At 62.7% G+C, this 16,311-nt stretch carries 15 protein-coding genes and 1 riboswitch; of the genes, 10 read left to right on the top strand and 5 right to left on the bottom strand.

Features of this window, described 5'->3' with window-relative positions; genetic code table 11:
• Nucleotides 1-135: 135 nt before the first annotated feature.
• Together LAC81_RS09665 and LAC81_RS09660 are read right to left on the bottom strand one after the other, a co-directional pair.
• Complete coding sequence (locus LAC81_RS09665; RefSeq protein ID WP_223727641.1) at nucleotides 136-312, bottom strand: hypothetical protein; 177 nt, start codon at nucleotides 310-312, stop codon at nucleotides 136-138.
• A 270-nt stretch (nucleotides 313-582) separates the two neighbouring features.
• The gene (locus LAC81_RS09660; RefSeq protein ID WP_223727640.1) at nucleotides 583-726 is read right to left on the bottom strand and encodes a hypothetical protein; all 144 of its coding nucleotides are present in this window, start codon (nucleotides 724-726) and stop codon (nucleotides 583-585) included.
• Here LAC81_RS09660 and LAC81_RS09655 point away from each other — a divergent pair.
• The 3 genes from LAC81_RS09655 to LAC81_RS09645 all read left to right on the top strand — a co-directional run bounded on the left by LAC81_RS09655 (nucleotide 725) and on the right by LAC81_RS09645 (nucleotide 3,201).
• Nucleotides 725-952: a hypothetical protein gene (locus LAC81_RS09655; protein WP_223727639.1), complete on the top strand. Its 228-nt coding sequence runs from the start codon at nucleotides 725-727 to the stop codon at nucleotides 950-952. The two genes, LAC81_RS09660 and LAC81_RS09655, sit on opposite strands and share 2 nt — an antisense overlap.
• 25 nt (nucleotides 953-977) lie before the next feature.
• Entirely contained in the window at nucleotides 978-2,435 is a 1,458-nt protein-coding gene (locus LAC81_RS09650; protein ID WP_223727638.1) for a cobyric acid synthase, read from the top strand.
• 145 nt (nucleotides 2,436-2,580) lie between these two features.
• Nucleotides 2,581-3,201 carry a class I SAM-dependent methyltransferase gene (locus tag LAC81_RS09645; protein ID WP_223727637.1) on the top strand — a complete coding sequence of 207 codons (621 nt, stop codon included), beginning with the start codon at nucleotides 2,581-2,583 and terminating at the stop codon, nucleotides 3,199-3,201.
• Between the two features lie 45 nt (nucleotides 3,202-3,246).
• On the opposite strand, the gene LAC81_RS09640 is transcribed toward LAC81_RS09645, so the two are convergent.
• Both LAC81_RS09640 and LAC81_RS09635 read right to left on the bottom strand, forming a co-directional pair.
• The gene (locus LAC81_RS09640; RefSeq protein WP_223727636.1) at nucleotides 3,247-4,074 is read right to left on the bottom strand and encodes an oxidoreductase; all 828 of its coding nucleotides are present in this window, start codon (nucleotides 4,072-4,074) and stop codon (nucleotides 3,247-3,249) included.
• 150 nt (nucleotides 4,075-4,224) lie between these two features.
• Nucleotides 4,225-5,220, bottom strand: coding sequence for an AraC family transcriptional regulator (locus LAC81_RS09635; RefSeq protein ID WP_223727635.1), 996 nt, complete (start codon nucleotides 5,218-5,220; stop codon nucleotides 4,225-4,227).
• A gap of 276 nt (nucleotides 5,221-5,496) precedes the next feature.
• Nucleotides 5,497-5,951, top strand: a riboswitch (cobalamin riboswitch).
• A 135-nt stretch (nucleotides 5,952-6,086) separates the two neighbouring features.
• Here LAC81_RS09635 and cobU point away from each other — a divergent pair.
• The 6 genes from cobU (at nucleotide 6,087) to LAC81_RS09605 (ending at nucleotide 14,353) form a co-directional block, all read left to right on the top strand.
• Nucleotides 6,087-6,611 (top strand): bifunctional adenosylcobinamide kinase/adenosylcobinamide-phosphate guanylyltransferase, encoded by a 525-nt coding sequence (gene cobU / locus LAC81_RS09630; protein WP_223727634.1) that lies wholly within the window; start codon nucleotides 6,087-6,089, stop codon nucleotides 6,609-6,611.
• Nucleotides 6,612-6,614: 3 nt separating this feature from the next.
• Complete coding sequence (gene cobW / locus LAC81_RS09625) at nucleotides 6,615-7,679, top strand: cobalamin biosynthesis protein CobW (RefSeq protein WP_223727633.1); 1,065 nt, start codon at nucleotides 6,615-6,617, stop codon at nucleotides 7,677-7,679.
• A gap of 102 nt (nucleotides 7,680-7,781) precedes the next feature.
• The gene (gene cobN, locus LAC81_RS09620) at nucleotides 7,782-11,600 is read left to right on the top strand and encodes a cobaltochelatase subunit CobN (protein WP_223727632.1); all 3,819 of its coding nucleotides are present in this window, start codon (nucleotides 7,782-7,784) and stop codon (nucleotides 11,598-11,600) included.
• A 147-nt stretch (nucleotides 11,601-11,747) separates the two neighbouring features.
• Complete coding sequence (gene cobO / locus LAC81_RS09615) at nucleotides 11,748-12,392, top strand: cob(I)yrinic acid a,c-diamide adenosyltransferase (protein WP_223727631.1); 645 nt, start codon at nucleotides 11,748-11,750, stop codon at nucleotides 12,390-12,392.
• On the top strand, nucleotides 12,392-12,817 hold the full coding sequence (locus LAC81_RS09610) for an EamA family transporter (protein WP_060520612.1): 426 nt from the start codon (nucleotides 12,392-12,394) through the stop codon (nucleotides 12,815-12,817). The genes cobO and LAC81_RS09610 overlap by 1 nt, the downstream gene beginning before the upstream one ends.
• Nucleotides 12,818-12,913: 96 nt before the next feature.
• A complete protein-coding gene (locus LAC81_RS09605) occupies nucleotides 12,914-14,353 on the top strand; it encodes a hypothetical protein (RefSeq protein ID WP_223727630.1) in 1,440 nt (479 codons plus the stop codon).
• Nucleotides 14,354-14,360: 7 nt separating this feature from the next.
• On the opposite strand, the gene LAC81_RS09600 is transcribed toward LAC81_RS09605, so the two are convergent.
• The gene (locus tag LAC81_RS09600) at nucleotides 14,361-14,954 is read right to left on the bottom strand and encodes a methyltransferase family protein (protein WP_223727629.1); all 594 of its coding nucleotides are present in this window, start codon (nucleotides 14,952-14,954) and stop codon (nucleotides 14,361-14,363) included.
• A gap of 389 nt (nucleotides 14,955-15,343) precedes the next feature.
• Here LAC81_RS09600 and LAC81_RS09595 point away from each other — a divergent pair, with 389 nt between their 5' ends.
• Entirely contained in the window at nucleotides 15,344-15,844 is a 501-nt protein-coding gene (locus LAC81_RS09595) for an HD domain-containing protein (RefSeq protein WP_223727628.1), read from the top strand.
• Nucleotides 15,845-16,311 lie beyond the last annotated feature (467 nt).

The following is a 16,311-nucleotide window of genomic DNA, read 5'->3' as shown; positions in this document are numbered from 1 at the left end:
TACCGCCAGCCAAGCCTAAGTATTCTCGTTGAGAAATCAACCTCTTCAATCGGAAGGTCGGGTTGAAGGAGCTCTTCGCGCGTTCTGTCTGCGACATCGTCGGAGGGCGCTTTTCGAGCATGAGAAAGGCCGAATTTAAGCAATAACGACAATTCCTGCCGCAAAAAATGGCGCCATGCGCCACATCGCTCGCAACCCTGTCGAGATCCTGACGTTTCCTGTCGTGATTGCGCCACGGAGATCGGCGCGCATGTCGCGAAAAAAATTCAAAAAATGCCGGAATTCATCTTTGGTTAAATCCTCAATAACCATCCGGTAACGATGTCCAGCTAATTGTTCTTCTCGCGGCGGGGGACTGCCGCAGGTCCGGATCAGGTAGTGCGTCCCGGACTTGGAGCGAACCTTCGGTGCGTTACCCCGAAGTGACCAGGCGTTTTTTGGCGGCCGCATCCCTCTTGGCGAGGTTGATGCGGCCTTCGCATTTCAGGGCCATCGCCGGACATAAAAAAACCGCCCCGGAGGGGGCGGTGGAGGAGGCTCTGGGAGGAGAGCTCGAAGGGGCATTGTGCCCCGATCGCAGGCTTAGCCTACGTTCGACGTGCGGATGACGCCGAGCGGACCGAAGGGAGCGTCAACGACAAGGTTGCGTACGCGCGACTGGCTGGTCGGAACCTTGGAGTTCCAGGCGATCTGAACGAAATTCTGCTTGCTGAAGATGTACAGCATGGACGTGAACCTTGAGAAGCCGGAAGCCTATTCCTCCGGTGCATGTTGCTATGGCGTTGATATAGGTGTGCACCGCAAAAAAATGAATGCCAAACTCGCCACACGATGTCGCATTTTGGCTACCGGCCGCGGCATTTTCGACAAGCCTTGCGAAAGGCCGAAACAATGCGTGAGCAGCCGGGTTCAATTGCGGCGAAATCGTGTCGAAACAGACCTTTGCCGCTGACCGTTTCAGTGTTACCGATGGCTCCATGACACGCAGGATCATGTTGCAGGGAACCGGCTCTGATGTCGGAAAATCGGTATTGGTGGCGGGGCTCTGCCGGCTCGCCGCCAACCAGGGCTTGAAGGTCCGGCCGTTCAAGCCGCAGAACATGTCGAACAACGCCGCCGTTTCCGACGACGGTGGCGAGATCGGCCGGGCGCAATGGCTACAGGCGTTGGCGGCCCGCGTGCCTTCGTCCGTGCACATGAACCCGGTTCTGTTGAAGCCGCAATCCGATGTCGGCAGCCAGATCGTCGTCCAGGGCAAGGTGGCCGGGCAGGCCAAGGGCCGGGAGTATCAGGCGCTCAAACCCAAGCTGCTTGGCGCCGTGATGGAAAGCTTCGAACAGATGTCGGCCGGCGCCGATCTGGTGGTGGTCGAAGGCGCGGGCTCGCCGGCGGAAATCAACCTTAGAGCCGGTGACATCGCCAATATGGGCTTCGCGACCCGGGCCGAGGTGCCGGTCGTGCTTGTCGGCGACATCGACCGCGGTGGTGTGATCGCCTCGCTCGTCGGCACGCATGCAATCTTGCCCGAGGAAGATCGGCGCATGGTGACGGGCTATCTCATCAACAAGTTCCGCGGCGACGTCACGCTCTTCGACGACGGCATTGCCGCGGTCAACCGCTTCACTGGCTGGCCCTGTTTCGGCGTCGTGCCCTGGCTGAAGGCCGCCGCGCGATTGCCGGCGGAAGATTCCGTCGTGCTGGAAAAGCTGGCGCGCGGCGAGGGGCGGGCGTTGAAGGTTGCCGTGCCGGTGCTCTCGCGCATCGCCAATTTCGATGACCTCGATCCGCTTGCCGCCGAGCCGGAAGTCGATCTTGTCTTCGTGCGGCCGGGCAATCCCATTCCGGCCGATGCCGGGCTCGTCGTCATTCCCGGCTCGAAATCGACCATCGGCGATCTCATCGATTTCAAGGCGCAGGGCTGGGACAGAGACCTTCAACGGCATGTGCGCCGCGGCGGCCGGGTGATCGGCATTTGCGGCGGCTACCAGATGCTCGGCCGGCGCGTCACCGATCCGCTCGGCATCGAGGGCGGCGAACGTGCGGTCGAGGGTCTCGGGCTGCTCGACGTCGAGACCGAGATGGCGCCGGAAAAGACGGTGCGCAACAGCCGCGCCTGGTCGCTGGAGCATGACGTGGCGCTCGAGGGCTACGAAATCCACCTCGGCAACACGCAAGGTGCGGACTGTGAGCGGCCGTCAGTGCGCATCGACAATCGCGCCGATGGCGCGCTTTCGGTCGATGGCCGGGTGATGGGCACCTATCTGCACGGGCTCTTCACCAGCGACGCCTACCGCTCCGCGCTGCTGAAAAGTTTCGGCATCGAAGGTGGTGCCAGCAACTACCGCCAGTCGGTCGATGCGGCGCTGGATGATGTCGCGAACGAGCTGGAGACGGTGCTCGACCGGCGCTGGCTGGATGGGCTGCTCGGCCGCTAGCCTCAGACGAGGGCACCAGCTGACCGAGTTGAAAGGCATGAACGACATGTTTGCGGAAAATCCCGCATGCTCCGTCGTTCCGCGATAGAATTCGTCGAGTAGATCCGAGCGCCTGGCGGCTGGGCGTGAAGGTGCAGGTGTTGCGGTGCAGGACGAAAGCAGACGGACCCATTGGGACAATGCCTATCGGTCGAAGGGCGAGGCGGGCGTCAGCTGGTTCGAGGGTACGCCGGCCGTTTCGCTCGACCTCATCCGCGGGCATGCGGCGTTCGCCTCGTCGTCACTGATCGATATCGGCGGCGGCGCGTCGCGGCTGGTGGATGCGCTGCTCGACGCGGGTATGAAAGCGATCACGGTGCTCGATCTGTCACCGGCCGCACTGGACGCCGCCAAGGCGCGCCTCGGTGCCCGCGCCGGTGATGTGCACTGGGTTGCAGCCGATGTGACCGCGTGGAAGCCGGATCGCAGCTACGATATCTGGCATGATCGCGCCGCCTTTCACTTCCTCACCGATCCCGACGACCGGGCGGCCTATATCGAGCGGCTGACGGCGGCCGTCGTGCCCGGCGGGCACGCCATCATCGCCACTTTCGCGCCCGATGGCCCGGAGCGCTGCAGCGGCCTGCCAGTGGTGCGCTATGACCCCGCCGCACTCGCCGATGTGATCGGGCCGTGCTTCCGGCTGGTCGAGCACATGGAACACCAGCACCGGACCCCGTGGAACTTGATCCAGGCCTTTCAGTTCAGCGTGTTGCAGCGGGTATAGGGCGCCCGCGTCATTCTTGCCGGCGCTGGCGCGGTTTCCCGCCAATCAGCGCACGGTCCACAGGATCATGCGGTCGAACGCACGGTCGCCGAACCATTTGCGGATGTTGATCATCATGTTGGCGAATTTGCCGGCGGCATAGCGGGTCTTCGGTTTGCGGGCTTTCAAGGCCTTGGAAACCACGTCCGCGATGACCTGCGGGGCGGAGCCGCCGCCGTCCTTGTAGCTGTCGGCGGTGGCCTTGGAGACGTTCTTTGCCATCGCGCCGTAGGCGGTGTTGCCCGAGAACTTCATCATCGGGCCTTCCATCACGTTGGCGAATGCCGTCTGGATGACGCCGGGCTCGACGACCACCACGTCGATGCCGAACTGTTGCAGTTCCAGGCGAAGGCAGTCCGACAGGCCTTCGAGCGCGTGTTTCGACGCGTGATACCAGGCACCGAGCGGCGTGTAGATCTTGCCGCCCATCGAGGTGATGTTGATGATCTTGCCGGCGCGCTTCTCGCGCATGTAGGGCACCAGATCCTGGATCAGTGCGGCCGCGCCGAAGAGGTTCACGTCGAACTGATAGCGGGCCTCGCTGAGAGGTACGTCTTCGACCGAGCCGTAAAGTCCGAAACCGGCATTGTTGACCAGCACGTCGACCCCGCCGAATTTCATGATGATCTCGGCGACCGCGGATTTTCGACTGGCTTCGTCCGCGACATCCAGCGAGACAGGATGTGCGCCGAGCGCTCTCAGATCGTCCATCTGCTCCATCCGGCGGGCGGCAACGATGACGGTCAGACCGTCCTTGATCAGCTGCTTTGCGATGACCTTGCCCATGCCCGAGGAGGCGCCGGTGACGAGAGCGGTTTTCCGTGCGATTGCCATGATCTTCTCCAATCCTTGCGGGCGTCATGCCCTTTGTTCGTTGGAGATCAATCTGGCGTATCGCCTGAATTTCCTCAAAATCGCTTCGTGCCAATCAACTATCGGAACGCGCCAAACCGCTATCTTCCGGTGCAGACATGGCGCACTCTCTCAGTGCGTCACCGTTCCCCGCGCCTCGGCGGGCGTCATGCCGGTCCAGCCCTGAAAGGCGCGATAGAAGGAATTCGGCTCGCGGTAGGCCAGCAGATAGGAGATTTCCTCGACGTTCAGCCCGTCTTCGCCGAGATAATGCATCGCCAGTTCCGCGCGGGTCGATGCCAGCACCGTCTGGAAGGTTTCGCCTTCCTCCTTCAATTGCCGTTGCAGGGTGCGCTTCGACATGGCGAGCCGTCTGCACATCGCCTCGATACTGGCTTCCCCCGACGGCAGCATGTCATGCAAAACCCGCTTTGCCCGCAGCACGATCGGTGTGTCGGTTTCATGCGCCTCCATCTCGCGGCGTAGCCTTTTCTCAAAATCGGGCCAGGATTCCTCGTTTTCGGTGATCAGCGGCAGGTCGGCATCTTCTCTGCGCAGGGAGAGGCGCGCTCCGCCGTCAAGCTCGGGTTCACAGCCAAGGAAGTCCAGCACGTCGTTGCTGAGGTTGGCCAGTTGGGGCAGCTGGAGCCGCGATGGCCGAATAAGCTCTGCGGTGTAACAGCGGGCGGATTCCAGGAGGTAGAGCGCCTCGAACCAGACCAGTTGTGGTGGGGCCGGAACATTTGGGTCCACCGTACCGATCTCGATATGCAGGAAGCTGTCGTCTTCGCACACCTCCAGCTTCATCGGTCCCATCAGCGGCTTGAACACCGACAGACGCTTGAACCCGACGCGCACGTCTGGCGAACAGGAGAAAGAAAACATGGCCGGTGTGAACGGCGCATGGGCAAAGAGCTTGCTCAGGTAAAGCGGCAGGTCGGGCCGCTCAGCCTCTAGCTCGATGGCGCGCCACAGGGCGAAAACCTGGGTTGGCGTCAGGCCCTTGCCTTCGTGGCGAAGGATATCACGCGGCAGCCCGGCGCGGCGCACCGCCTGTTCGGCGGAGATTTTCAGCAGCTTGGCCACCTGGGTGATGGATCTCGCCACGGGATAAAGGCGGTTTGACATGGTCGCCTGCAAATTTGAGTTCATCGTTCTCCTCTTTTCTGCACTCGGGAACAAAGGCGCGCCAGAGCCCGATGCCACTTTGGCACATTCTGATAGCGCTTTGGCGCAAAGTGAGAGTGAATGGATGTCGGCCTCGGGTGCAGGCGGATGAGCAGTTCGTTCGGCGGTATGTGGCGGGCTGTGGCCGTTTGCCTGCCGCTCGACAAATCGTCGCGCGGCGCAACCAAGCCGGGGAGGTGTCGCAAGCGTCGATTGACTTTGGGTCGGCCGCTTCCTAATCATCAGGTGTTGGATGGTTCCCCCTCATCGTGGCGATAGGGGGGAATAATTGGGAATGTGACGGATGGACCCAAATCGGGCATCCTTATCGCAGCCGACCCCGCGACTGTAGAACGGTCAGGGTTCGCCATCGGGTTCGATATCGGGCTGTCAGCCGGTTGCATGGGGCAACCGAGGCAGGTCGCGGTCGAGCCGGAAAAGCCACTGGCGTGGCATCGTGATCAGCCGGGTTGGACGCCTCTTCTTCTACGAATCGTCCGCCTTTCACGATGTCCCTCACAGCGCCGCGTGTCGGAGACGACGCGCAAAGGTTCGCTGTGGCACCGGAAAGACGCCGGGAAGGTAAGGCGGGCCGCTCGGGTCCTGACATCGGAACCTCGCCCTCATGGGCGAGGCGATGCGGGCCTGTGACGCCGTGAGCCAGGAGACCTGCCATCCGGCATGGGCATTCCGCCCGAGGAGACGTGTCGTCTCCAACGCCATCACGGAGGTTGTTTTGGCTCGCAGATGTTTTCCCGCACGCGCCGCCGGCGCGTCGAACGGCTTTTGCCATCCGCCGCTGAGGCGGGTTTTCTGAGGCGGCGGCGATGAGCACTCATAGTGCCGGGCCGGTCCTGGTCCTTGGCGGCGCCCGTTCCGGCAAATCCAGCTTTTCCGAGAGGCTCGTCGAAGCGTCCGGCCTCACCATGCATTATGTCGCCACGGGACGAGCCTGGGACGACGAAATGCGCGAGCGGATCGATCATCACAGGACGCGCCGCGGCGAAGGCTGGACAACGCATGAGGAACCGCTTGATCTCTTGGGCACCCTCAGGCGCATCGACAATCCGGGTCATGTGGTCCTGATCGACTGCCTGACGCTGTGGGTCACCAATCTCATGCTCGAAGAGCGCGACATGACGGCGGAGTTCGCCGCCCTTGCCGCGTATCTGCCTGAGGCGCGGGCGCGCCTCATCTTTGTTTCCAACGAGGTCGGCCTCGGCATCGTGCCCGAGAACCGCATGGCCCGCGAATTTCGCGACCATGCCGGCCGGCTTCACCAGATCGTTGCGGAGAAATCCGCTGAAGTTTACTTTGTCGCGGCCGGTTTGCCGCTGAAAATGAAGGGTTGAAAAATGACCACTGCGAGAGCCAACCAGGGCAAGATCCCGGCGACCGTCATCACCGGCTTCCTTGGCGCCGGCAAGACGACGATGATCCGCAATCTGCTGCAGAACGCCGACGGCAAGCGCATCGCGCTGATCATCAACGAGTTCGGCGATCTCGGCGTCGATGGCGACGTGCTGAAGGGCTGCGGTGCGGAGGCCTGCACCGAGGACGACATCATCGAGCTCACCAATGGCTGCATCTGCTGCACCGTGGCTGACGATTTCATCCCGACCATGACCAAGCTGCTCGAGCGCGAAAACCGCCCTGACCACATCATCATCGAAACCTCGGGTCTCGCGCTGCCGCAGCCGCTGATCGCCGCCTTCAACTGGCCGGATATCCGCAGCGAAGTGACGGTTGATGGCGTCGTCACCGTGGTCGACAGTGCTGCCGTTGCCGCCGGCCGCTTTGCCGACGACCATGACAAGGTCGACGCGCTGCGCGTCGAGGACGACAATCTCGACCATGAAAGCCCGATCGAGGAGCTGTTCGAGGACCAGCTGACGGCTGCCGATCTCATCGTTCTCAACAAGACCGACCTGATCGACGCCTCCGGCCTCAAGGCCGTGCGCGACGAGGTGTCCTCGCGCACCAGCCGCAAGCCGACCATGATCGAGGCGAAGAACGGCGAAGTTGCCGCTGCCATCCTGCTTGGCCTCGGTGTCGGCACGGAAAGCGATATCGCCAACCGCAAGTCGCATCATGAAATGGAGCACGAGTCGGGCGAGGAGCACGACCACGACGAGTTCGACAGCTTCGTCGTCGAGCTTGGTTCGATCGCCGATCCGGCCGCCTTCATCGATCGCCTGAAGGGCGTGATTGCCGAGCACGACGTGCTGCGCTTGAAAGGTTTTGCCGATGTGCCCGGCAAGCCGATGCGTCTCCTGATCCAGGCCGTCGGTGCCCGCATCGACCAGTATTATGATCGCGCCTGGGCTGCCGGCGAAAAGCGCGGCACGCGCCTCGTCGTCATCGGCCTGCACGACATGGACGAGGCGGCGGTTCGTGCTGCGATTGCCGCGCTCGTCTGATCATTCGTTGAATGAAATGATCTAACGCATTGAAATAATGCAGTTCCGAACGGAATCCGCTTCAGGCGTTTTCGTTCGGAATTGCCCGAACGGACAAGACGAATGCATCTGCTTCTCGCCCAGAAAGGAACGATCGCCGACGGCAACGAGGCAATCGACCTCGGGCAAACGCCGGCCGATATCCTGTTCCTCTCGGCCGCCGACACCGAGCTCTCCTCGATCGCCGCGGCTCACGGCCGACGCGACGGAGGCTTGAGCCTGCGCATCGCCAGCCTGATGAGCCTGATGCACCCGATGTCGGTCGACACTTACGTCGAGCGCACGGCGCGTCACGCGAAGCTGATCGTCGTCCGGCCGCTCGGTGGTGCCAGCTATTTCCGTTATCTGCTGGAAGCCCTGCATGCGGCCGCCGTCAGCCATCGTTTCCAGATTGCGGTGCTACCGGGCGACGACAAGCCGGATCCGGGGCTGGAGCCTTTCTCCACCGTCGCAGCAGACGATCGCCAGCGCCTCTGGGCCTATTTCACCGAGGGCGGTGCCGACAATGCCGGCCTGTTTCTCGACTATGCCGAGGCGCTGGTCACCAGTGCCGAGAAGCCGCAACCGGCCAAGCCGCTGCTGAAAGCCGGCATCTGGTGGCCGGCCCGGGGCGTGATCGGGGTTTCGGAATGGTTGCAGGTCGTCGCCGGCGTTGGTGCCGACAAGACGGACAGGGTGGAATTCCAACCCACCATCGCCATCTGCTTCTACCGCGCCCTCGTCCAGAGCGGCGAGACGCGTCCCGTCGAAGCGCTGATCGATGCGCTGGCGCAACAGGGCGTCCGCGCGCTGCCGGTGTTCGTTTCGAGCCTCAAGGATGCCGTCTCCGTCGGCACGCTGCAGGCGATCTTTGCCGAGGCCGCACCCGATGTGGTGATGAATGCCACTGGTTTTGCCGTCTCGTCGCCCGGGGCCGATCGCCAGCCGACCGTGCTCGAATCGACCGGCGCGCCTGTCCTGCAGGTGATCTTCTCAGGCTCCTCGCGAGCGCAATGGGAGACGTCACCGCAAGGGCTGATGGCGCGCGATCTCGCCATGAACGTCGCCTTGCCGGAAGTCGACGGCCGTATTCTTGCTCGCGCGGTCTCGTTCAAGGCGGCGTCGATCTATGACGCCAAGGTCGAGGCCAATATCGTCGGGCACGAGCCGCTCGATGACCGGGTGCGTTTTGCCGCAAACCTTGCCGTCAACTGGGCGAACCTGCGTCGCGCCAAGCCGGCTGAACGGCGCATTGCCATCGTCATGGCCAACTATCCGAACCGCGATGGCCGCCTCGGCAACGGCGTCGGGCTCGACACGCCGGCCGGTACCGTCGAGGTGCTTGGCGCCATGGCGCGGGAAGGCTATGAGGTTGGCGAGGTTCCCGCCGACGGTGACGCGCTGATGCGCTACCTGATGGCCGGACCGACCAATGCGGCAAGTCATGACCGCGAGATCCGCGAGTGTATTTCGCTTAAGGATTACAAAACGTTCTTCGATTCGCTTCCGAAACAGATTCAGGATCAAGTTGCCGGTCGCTGGGGTGCACCGGAGGCCGATCCCTTCTTCCTCGACGGTGCCTTCGCGCTGCCGCTCGCCCGCTTCGGCGAGGTCATGGTCGGCATCCAGCCGGCGCGCGGTTACAACATCGACCCGAAGGAAAGCTACCATTCGCCGGACCTCGTGCCGCCGCATGGCTATCTCGCCTTCTATGCCCACCTGCGCCAGCAGTTCGCGGCTCAGGCGATCGTGCACATGGGCAAGCACGGCAATCTCGAATGGCTGCCGGGCAAGGCGCTGGCGCTGTCTGAGACCTGTTATCCCGAGGCGATCTTCGGGCCGCTGCCGCACATCTATCCCTTCATCGTCAACGATCCGGGCGAAGGCACGCAGGCCAAGCGCCGCACCAGCGCCGTCATCATCGATCACCTGACGCCGCCTTTGACGCGGGCCGAGTCCTACGGGCCGCTTAAGGATCTGGAGGCGCTCGTCGACGAGTATTACGACGCCGCCGGCGGCGACCCGCGACGCCTCAGGCTCCTGAGCCGCCAGATCCTCGATCTCGTGCGCGACATCGGCCTCGACAGCGACGCTGGCATTCACAAGGGTGACAGCGATGACAAGGCGCTGGAAAAGCTCGACGCCTATCTCTGCGACCTCAAGGAAATGCAGATCCGCGACGGCCTGCACATCTTCGGCGTGGCGCCGGAGGGGCGCTTGCTGACCGACCTGACCGTCGCGCTGGCGCGCGTCCCACGCGGGCTCGGCGAAGGCGGCGATCAGAGCCTGCAGCGGGCGATTGCTGCGGATGCGGGGTTGAGTGGCGCTGAGGGCGAAATCACTCCCAAAGGACAATCCTTCGACCCGCTCGATTGCGTAATGTCGGACGCCTGGACCGGCCCGAAACCAGCGATCCTCACCGACCTCTCGGACGCTCCTTGGCGCACAAACGGAGACACCGTCGAGCGCATCGAACTGCTGGCAGCGAAGCTCGTTGCAGGCGAGCAGTCTTGTCCGCATGACTGGCCCCACACCCGCGCCGTTCTCGGCGAAATCGAAACCCGCCTCAAGCCCTCGATCTCCAACTCCGGCGCCGCTGAAATGGCCGGTTTCCTCACCGGTCTCAACGGCTGCTTCGTTGCCCCCGGACCCTCCGGCGCACCGACGCGTGGCCGCCCGGACGTGCTGCCGACGGGGCGCAATTTCTACTCGGTCGACAGTCGAGCGGTGCCGACGCCGGCGGCCTATGAACTCGGTAAGAAGTCGGCAGAGCTTTTGATTCGCCGCTACCTGCAGGATCACGGGGAATGGCCGTCCTCCTTTGGCCTGACGGCCTGGGGCACGGCAAACATGCGCACGGGCGGCGACGACATCGCCCAGGCCCTGGCGCTGATCGGCGCCAAGCCCACCTGGGACATGGTCTCGCGCCGGGTGATGGGCTACGAGATCGTGCCGCTTGCAATCCTCGGACGACCGCGCGTCGACGTGACCTTGCGCATTTCCGGCTTCTTCCGCGATGCCTTCCCGGACCAGATAGCGCTCTTCGACAAGGCGATCCGCGCCGTCGGCGCGCTGGAGGAAGATGATGCCGACAATATGATCGCCGCGCGCATGCGCGCCGAAGCTCAGCGGCTGGAGTCGGAAGGAGTGGAGGCCGCCGAGGCGGCCCGTCGAGCCTCCTACCGCGTCTTCGGCGCCAAGCCCGGCGCCTATGGCGCCGGCCTGCAGGCCTTGATCGACGAGAAGGGGTGGGAAACCAAGGCCGATCTCGCCGAGGCCTATCTCACTTGGGGTGCCTATGCCTATGGCGCCGGCGAGGAGGGCAAGGCCGAGCGCGACCTCTTCGAAGAACGCCTGCGTACGATCGAGGCGGTGGTGCAGAACCAGGACAACCGCGAGCACGATCTGCTCGACAGCGACGACTATTATCAGTTCGAAGGCGGCATGAGCGCCGCCGCAGAGCAGCTTGGCGGCAGCCGGCCGGCGATCTATCACAACGACCATTCCCGGCCGGAAAAGCCTGTCATCCGCTCGCTGGAAGAAGAGATCGGCCGCGTCGTCAGGGCGCGCGTCGTCAATCCCAAATGGATAGATGGCGTCATGCGCCATGGCTACAAGGGCGCCTTCGAGATCGCCGCCACGGTCGATTACATGTTCGCCTTTGCGGCGACCACGGGTGCCGTGCGCGACCATCATTTCGAGGCGGCCTATCAGGCCTTCATCGTCGACGAGCGCGTGGCGGATTTCCTGCGTGATAAGAACCCGGCCGCCTTTGCCGAGCTTTCCGAGCGCTTCCTCGAAGCGATCGACCGCAATCTCTGGACGCCGCGCTCGAACTCGGCACGCTTTGAGCTTGCCGCCATTGGCACCGCCGCAACCCGGCGTCGTGCCGGCAACGAATAGCGCGGTTCCGGGCTGGCGATTTCCGTCCGGAATTGCTTGGAAGCAAAGACCTGGTTTTGTTTCGCTGTTCATTGAAGCGCGGGACAGAACCGAAGCGGGACGAGGGCGGCTGCCCATTCCGCGAACCTGAGAACTGAGGGAGTGATCATGAGCGACGAGACGACAGCAGGCGGCGAAGCGCCGGCCGAGAAGGACGATGCCCGCCACGCCATGAAGATGGCGAAGAAGAAGGCGGCGCGTGAAAAGATCATGGCGACCAAGACCGATGAGAAGGGTCTGCTCATCGTCAACACCGGCAAGGGCAAGGGCAAGTCGACCGCCGGCTTCGGTATGATCTTCCGCCATATCGCCCACGGCATGCCCTGCGCCGTCGTGCAGTTCATCAAGGGTGCGATGGCGACCGGCGAGCGCGAGCTGATCGAGAAGCATTTCGGCGATGTCTGCCAGTTCTATACGCTCGGCGAGGGCTTCACCTGGGAAACGCAGGACCGCGCCCGCGACGTGGCGATGGCCGAGAAAGCCTGGGAGAAAGCGAAGGAGCTGATCCGCGACGAGCGCAACTCGATGGTGCTGCTCGACGAGATCAACATTGCGCTGCGCTACGACTATATCGACGTCGCCGAGGTCGTCCGCTTCCTGAAAGAGGAAAAGCCGCACATGACGCATGTCGTGCTCACCGGCCGCAACGCCAAGGAGGACCTGATCGAGATCGCCGATCTGGTGACCGAGATGGAGCTGATCAAGCATCCGTTCCGCTCCGGCATCAAGGCGCAGCAGGGCGTGGAATTCTGATGAGCCAGAGCTGGCAGTTCTGGGCACTGCTTTCGGCGGCCTTTGCCGCATTGACGGCGGTGTTTGCCAAGGTCGGGGTTGCGCAGATCAACTCCGACTTCGCAACCCTGATCCGCACCGTCGTCATCCTCTGCGTAATCGCCGCCATCGTGGCGGCGACCGGGCAATGGCAGAAGCCATCGGAAATCTCCGGGCGCACCTGGCTGTTCCTGGCGCTGTCCGGCCTTGCCACCGGCGCCTCCTGGCTTGCCTATTTCCGCGCGCTGAAGCTCGGCGATGCGGCCCGTGTCGCCCCCATCGACAAGCTCTCGATCGTCATGGTCGCGATATTCGGAGTGCTCTTCCTCGGCGAAAAGCTCAACCTGATGAACTGGCTCGGCGTTGCTTTCATTGCTGCCGGGGCGCTGCTTCTGGCGGTGTTTTGAGCGCGCTTGCCTCCCGCTAGTTTGTTCACTGAATGTTTGCCTCAATCAAGGCGTAATCCCGGCACATGCAGTGGTTGTGATTGTCGGGAGGGGGACATGCAGGTTGACGGCGATTGGCGCGAGCGCCTTGAAAGAGACTATCTTTTCTTCGCAACCTGGGTGACGGCGGTGCTGTCGGCGCTCTGTGCTGCCGTCTATTACCTCGCGATACCGGCCGCGGGCTGCCCCCTGGGGCTTGTCGTCGTTCTCCTTGGCATTTTCCCGTCGATGGCGACAGCGCGGTTGACGATCGCGTTCAGCCGATCCCGCCGCAGCCCTTGGCAACTGATGGCATTTTCGTCCGGGTGTGGCTTCGCCATGGTCGCCGGCTTGATCGGCGTCTACGTTTTGACCATGAGTTTCGCGAGCTGGGACCCGGGTGGATATGCCGTGGCCTACCCAGTGCTGACGCACAATTTTCTGACGTCCGGTTTCCCGGTGTTTTCGGGCGCCGGTGCGCTCTTCGCCGGCGCGACCTTCGGACTGTGGCTGCTGCGCGACAGGAGTATGGAACGCAACAGCGCTGACCGGCGGGACGGGGCCGCTTCGGAGCTCATTCCGCTTGCTCCACACGAGCGCGCATTCGCTCGCAGTTGGCAATGGCGGGCGGAAGAGCGCTATTTCTGGCTCTCTGTTCTGGTCGGTCCGGTGGTCATTATGCTCCCGCTGATCTTGCTGGAGATGATCTTCAGTCCGGAAACCGCGCTCGGCGCGCCGAAACTGTCATGGGCAATGCTGCGATACTACTTCGGTGGCGCTTACGCGGCGGCGATCAGCGCCGTGCTCGTTCTTGCGCTGCTATCCAATCGTTCCCGTCGCTCGGCCTGGCTTGCCGCCTTTTTCGTCGGCTTGCACGTCGGCGCAATCTTCACGCTTCTGTTTGACTATGCAGACGACACCACCAGCAGTCAGGCGTTCCTGTTGCCTTTCGGAGGCCTTCTTGGTGCCTTGTCAGCTGCCATTTGCGCCGCCATCTGGTTCCCTGATCGCCGCGGCCTCGGGGCACAAACTGCGCAACAGGCAGCTTCCACGCGAGAATTCATGCGCATCCTGCGGACCGCCGGCTTTGCCGCGCCGGCCGCCGCGGCGCTCTCCTTGCCTGTTCTCGCAGCCACCGCGCACATTCTCGGCATCATGACACAGGAGGACCTCGACAGCGCTCTGCCGGTCGGCGCTATCGAGACATGGCTTTTGAACTATCGGGTCTTTGCGGCCGTTGCATTGCTGACCATGTTGCTTGACCAGTTTCTCAAGAGCAGAGTGGTCCGGCAGAGCTCAGTCCTCATCATCCTTTCGTTGTCAGCCTTTCTCGTCGGAGGAGCGATGGCCCATAGCTTGAGCGAAGACGTGCTCAGGAAGAGCGTGCCGATTTCGATGGGCGCCTTCCTCGGACTTGGTTTGTCCAACGTCGTTGCCGGGCTTTCGGCCGTGTTTTTGATCCGTCGGGGCACGTCGCGCAGGCCGGCTGACGGCGCGAGCATTGTCGCCTGCCAGTGAGTTTCCATCAGACCCACCTGCGAACACGCCTGCAATAGGCGCCGTAAGCCTCCCCGAAGGATCGGCCAAGATGCGTTTCCTCCATGCGGATCTGGTAGGAAATCGAGATCCAGGCGGAGAGCGTCAGCGCCACCGAGACGACGTTGGGCACCGCCAACACGGTGCCGATGAGCGCGGTCACCATGCCGACATAGATCGGGTTGCGCGAGAAGGCATAGAGGCCAGAGGTGACAAGGGGCGTGTCCTGCTTTTCGGGGATGCCGATCTTCCAGGAATGGCGCATGGCCCATTGCGACAGCATCGTCAGCCCGCCGCCGAGCGTCATCAGCGCCAGGCCGACGGCGTGGAGGATGGGCGTGTCGAGCGCCGGAATCCGGCCGAGGGCGGCATCGACGGACGCCGGGAGCATGGCGACCGCCAGCAGGTGGATCACCAGCGCCGCGACGATCAGGCGAAAAAGCTTGCCCGCAAACCCCTCCGCATCGTCGCCATAGCTCAATACGACCGGTGAGCGGCCGGATTGCATGCGGCGGAGGATCGCTAGCGCCAGCGTGGACAGGCCGACGATGAGCATCAGAATGGCGGGAAGGGTGGTGGACATCAGAACCTCGGGCGTAAGCGGGACGACGGGACAGCAAGGCTTGCCGGGCAGGCACCTCCTTGCGGTGGCCTCACCGGCGAAGCATGTACAGCACCTTGCAATCTCTAGTGGCTAGAGGTTCAAGTGGCCGCCTTGCTCGACTTTCGTCTTGGTTACCGGATCTTGACCAGAGAACGGCGATGACGGGACCACACGGTGGGCGTTAGCGCCTGCTGCCAAACCCGGCCCTGAGATTGCAGCTTGATAGCTCTTTGCATGTGATAGGGATTGCCGCGAGAATCGGAGCCGATCATGCGGCCTCTTGAGAGGGGAAACGCTAGGTCGCCTAAGGTGTTTTGCAAGAATGGGATCGGAATTGACTGATGGAATCCGGCGCTGAAAGCAGAAAGATGACCGACCTGGAACGTCGCGCTCTCGAGTTCGCAACCCGCGCCCATGGGGACCAGAAGCGCAAGTATGACGGCCGGCCCTATATCGTTCATCCGATTGCGGTGGCGGACATCGTGCGGACTATCCCCCATACGACTGAGATGATCGCGGCGGCGCTGCTTCACGACACGGTCGAAGACACCGACGCGACGCTGCTGGACATCAGCGAGGCGTTCGGCCCCAAGGTTGCAACACTCGTTGCATGGCTCACCGACATCGCCACGCCGTTTCACGGCAACCGGCAGATGCGCAAGGAACTGGATCGCCAGCACCTCGCATTGGCGCCTGTCGCAGCGAAAACCATCAAGCTGGCCGATCTGATCGACAATGCGATAGCGATCAAAGCCGGCGATCCGAACTTCTGGAAAATATTCGGCGCCGAGATGAAGCGCTTGCTGGAGGCGTTGGGCGATGGCGATGAAACGCTACTTGAGAAGGCTCGTGGCCTCGCGCCGGAATGAGGGCGTAGTGGGCCTGTGGTCCGGCAGCATGATCGGCACTTGAAGGGGCTCAAGGAAGCATGCATATAAATGCTCCCACATGGTTCAGATTTCGGGTGAAGCTTGAAGACCGTTGCTAGAGTTGCGTTTGCTGTTGCATCGCTTGTGCTAATCGTATCGTGCAGTGAAACCGGCTCATCCCAAACTTCCAGGACCAGCCCATCCGCGATCCAGAAGGTGGAAAAAGCGAAGGCGGCTCCGACACCAAAAATGAGCCGAAAGCAAAGAGCCGCGGCCGAAGCCGAGGCAAAGGCGCGTGCCGAAGCGCGCAGCCCCCGGCAATGCAAGACCCCCAAGCAGACTTGTGGCTACGGCGCGGGGCCAGCAGGCGAAGAATGCTCGTGCTGGTCGACCACAGGTGCGCCGGATGTTGGTGTGACGGTCAAGTGACGTTCGCCTAAGTCGCGGTACATTGCTGCGTTTTCTGC

It is taken from the genome of Ensifer adhaerens (genome assembly GCF_020035535.1).
Lineage (GTDB): Bacteria > Pseudomonadota > Alphaproteobacteria > Rhizobiales > Rhizobiaceae > Ensifer.
This window is presented reverse-complemented; position numbering and strand designations above follow the sequence as displayed.

Coding starts and splice junctions, on each gene's coding strand:
- LAC81_RS09635 (WP_223727635.1), bottom strand. CDS start 5,220: ATGTCAAACCGCCTTTATCCCGTGGCGAGATCCATCACCCAGGTGGCC.
- LAC81_RS09640 (WP_223727636.1), bottom strand. CDS start 4,074: ATGGCAATCGCACGGAAAACCGCTCTCGTCACCGGCGCCTCCTCGGGC.
- LAC81_RS09665 (WP_223727641.1), bottom strand. CDS start 312: ATGGTTATTGAGGATTTAACCAAAGATGAATTCCGGCATTTTTTGAAT.
- LAC81_RS09605 (WP_223727630.1), top strand. CDS start 12,914: ATGCAGGTTGACGGCGATTGGCGCGAGCGCCTTGAAAGAGACTATCTT.
- cobN (WP_223727632.1), top strand. CDS start 7,782: ATGCATCTGCTTCTCGCCCAGAAAGGAACGATCGCCGACGGCAACGAG.
- cobU (WP_223727634.1), top strand. CDS start 6,087: ATGAGCACTCATAGTGCCGGGCCGGTCCTGGTCCTTGGCGGCGCCCGT.
- LAC81_RS09610 (WP_060520612.1), top strand. CDS start 12,392: ATGAGCCAGAGCTGGCAGTTCTGGGCACTGCTTTCGGCGGCCTTTGCC.
- LAC81_RS09600 (WP_223727629.1), bottom strand. CDS start 14,954: ATGTCCACCACCCTTCCCGCCATTCTGATGCTCATCGTCGGCCTGTCC.
- cobW (WP_223727633.1), top strand. CDS start 6,615: ATGACCACTGCGAGAGCCAACCAGGGCAAGATCCCGGCGACCGTCATC.
- LAC81_RS09650 (WP_223727638.1), top strand. CDS start 978: ATGACACGCAGGATCATGTTGCAGGGAACCGGCTCTGATGTCGGAAAA.
- LAC81_RS09595 (WP_223727628.1), top strand. CDS start 15,344: ATGACCGACCTGGAACGTCGCGCTCTCGAGTTCGCAACCCGCGCCCAT.
- cobO (WP_223727631.1), top strand. CDS start 11,748: ATGAGCGACGAGACGACAGCAGGCGGCGAAGCGCCGGCCGAGAAGGAC.
- LAC81_RS09655 (WP_223727639.1), top strand. CDS start 725: ATGGACGTGAACCTTGAGAAGCCGGAAGCCTATTCCTCCGGTGCATGT.
- LAC81_RS09660 (WP_223727640.1), bottom strand. CDS start 726: ATGCTGTACATCTTCAGCAAGCAGAATTTCGTTCAGATCGCCTGGAAC.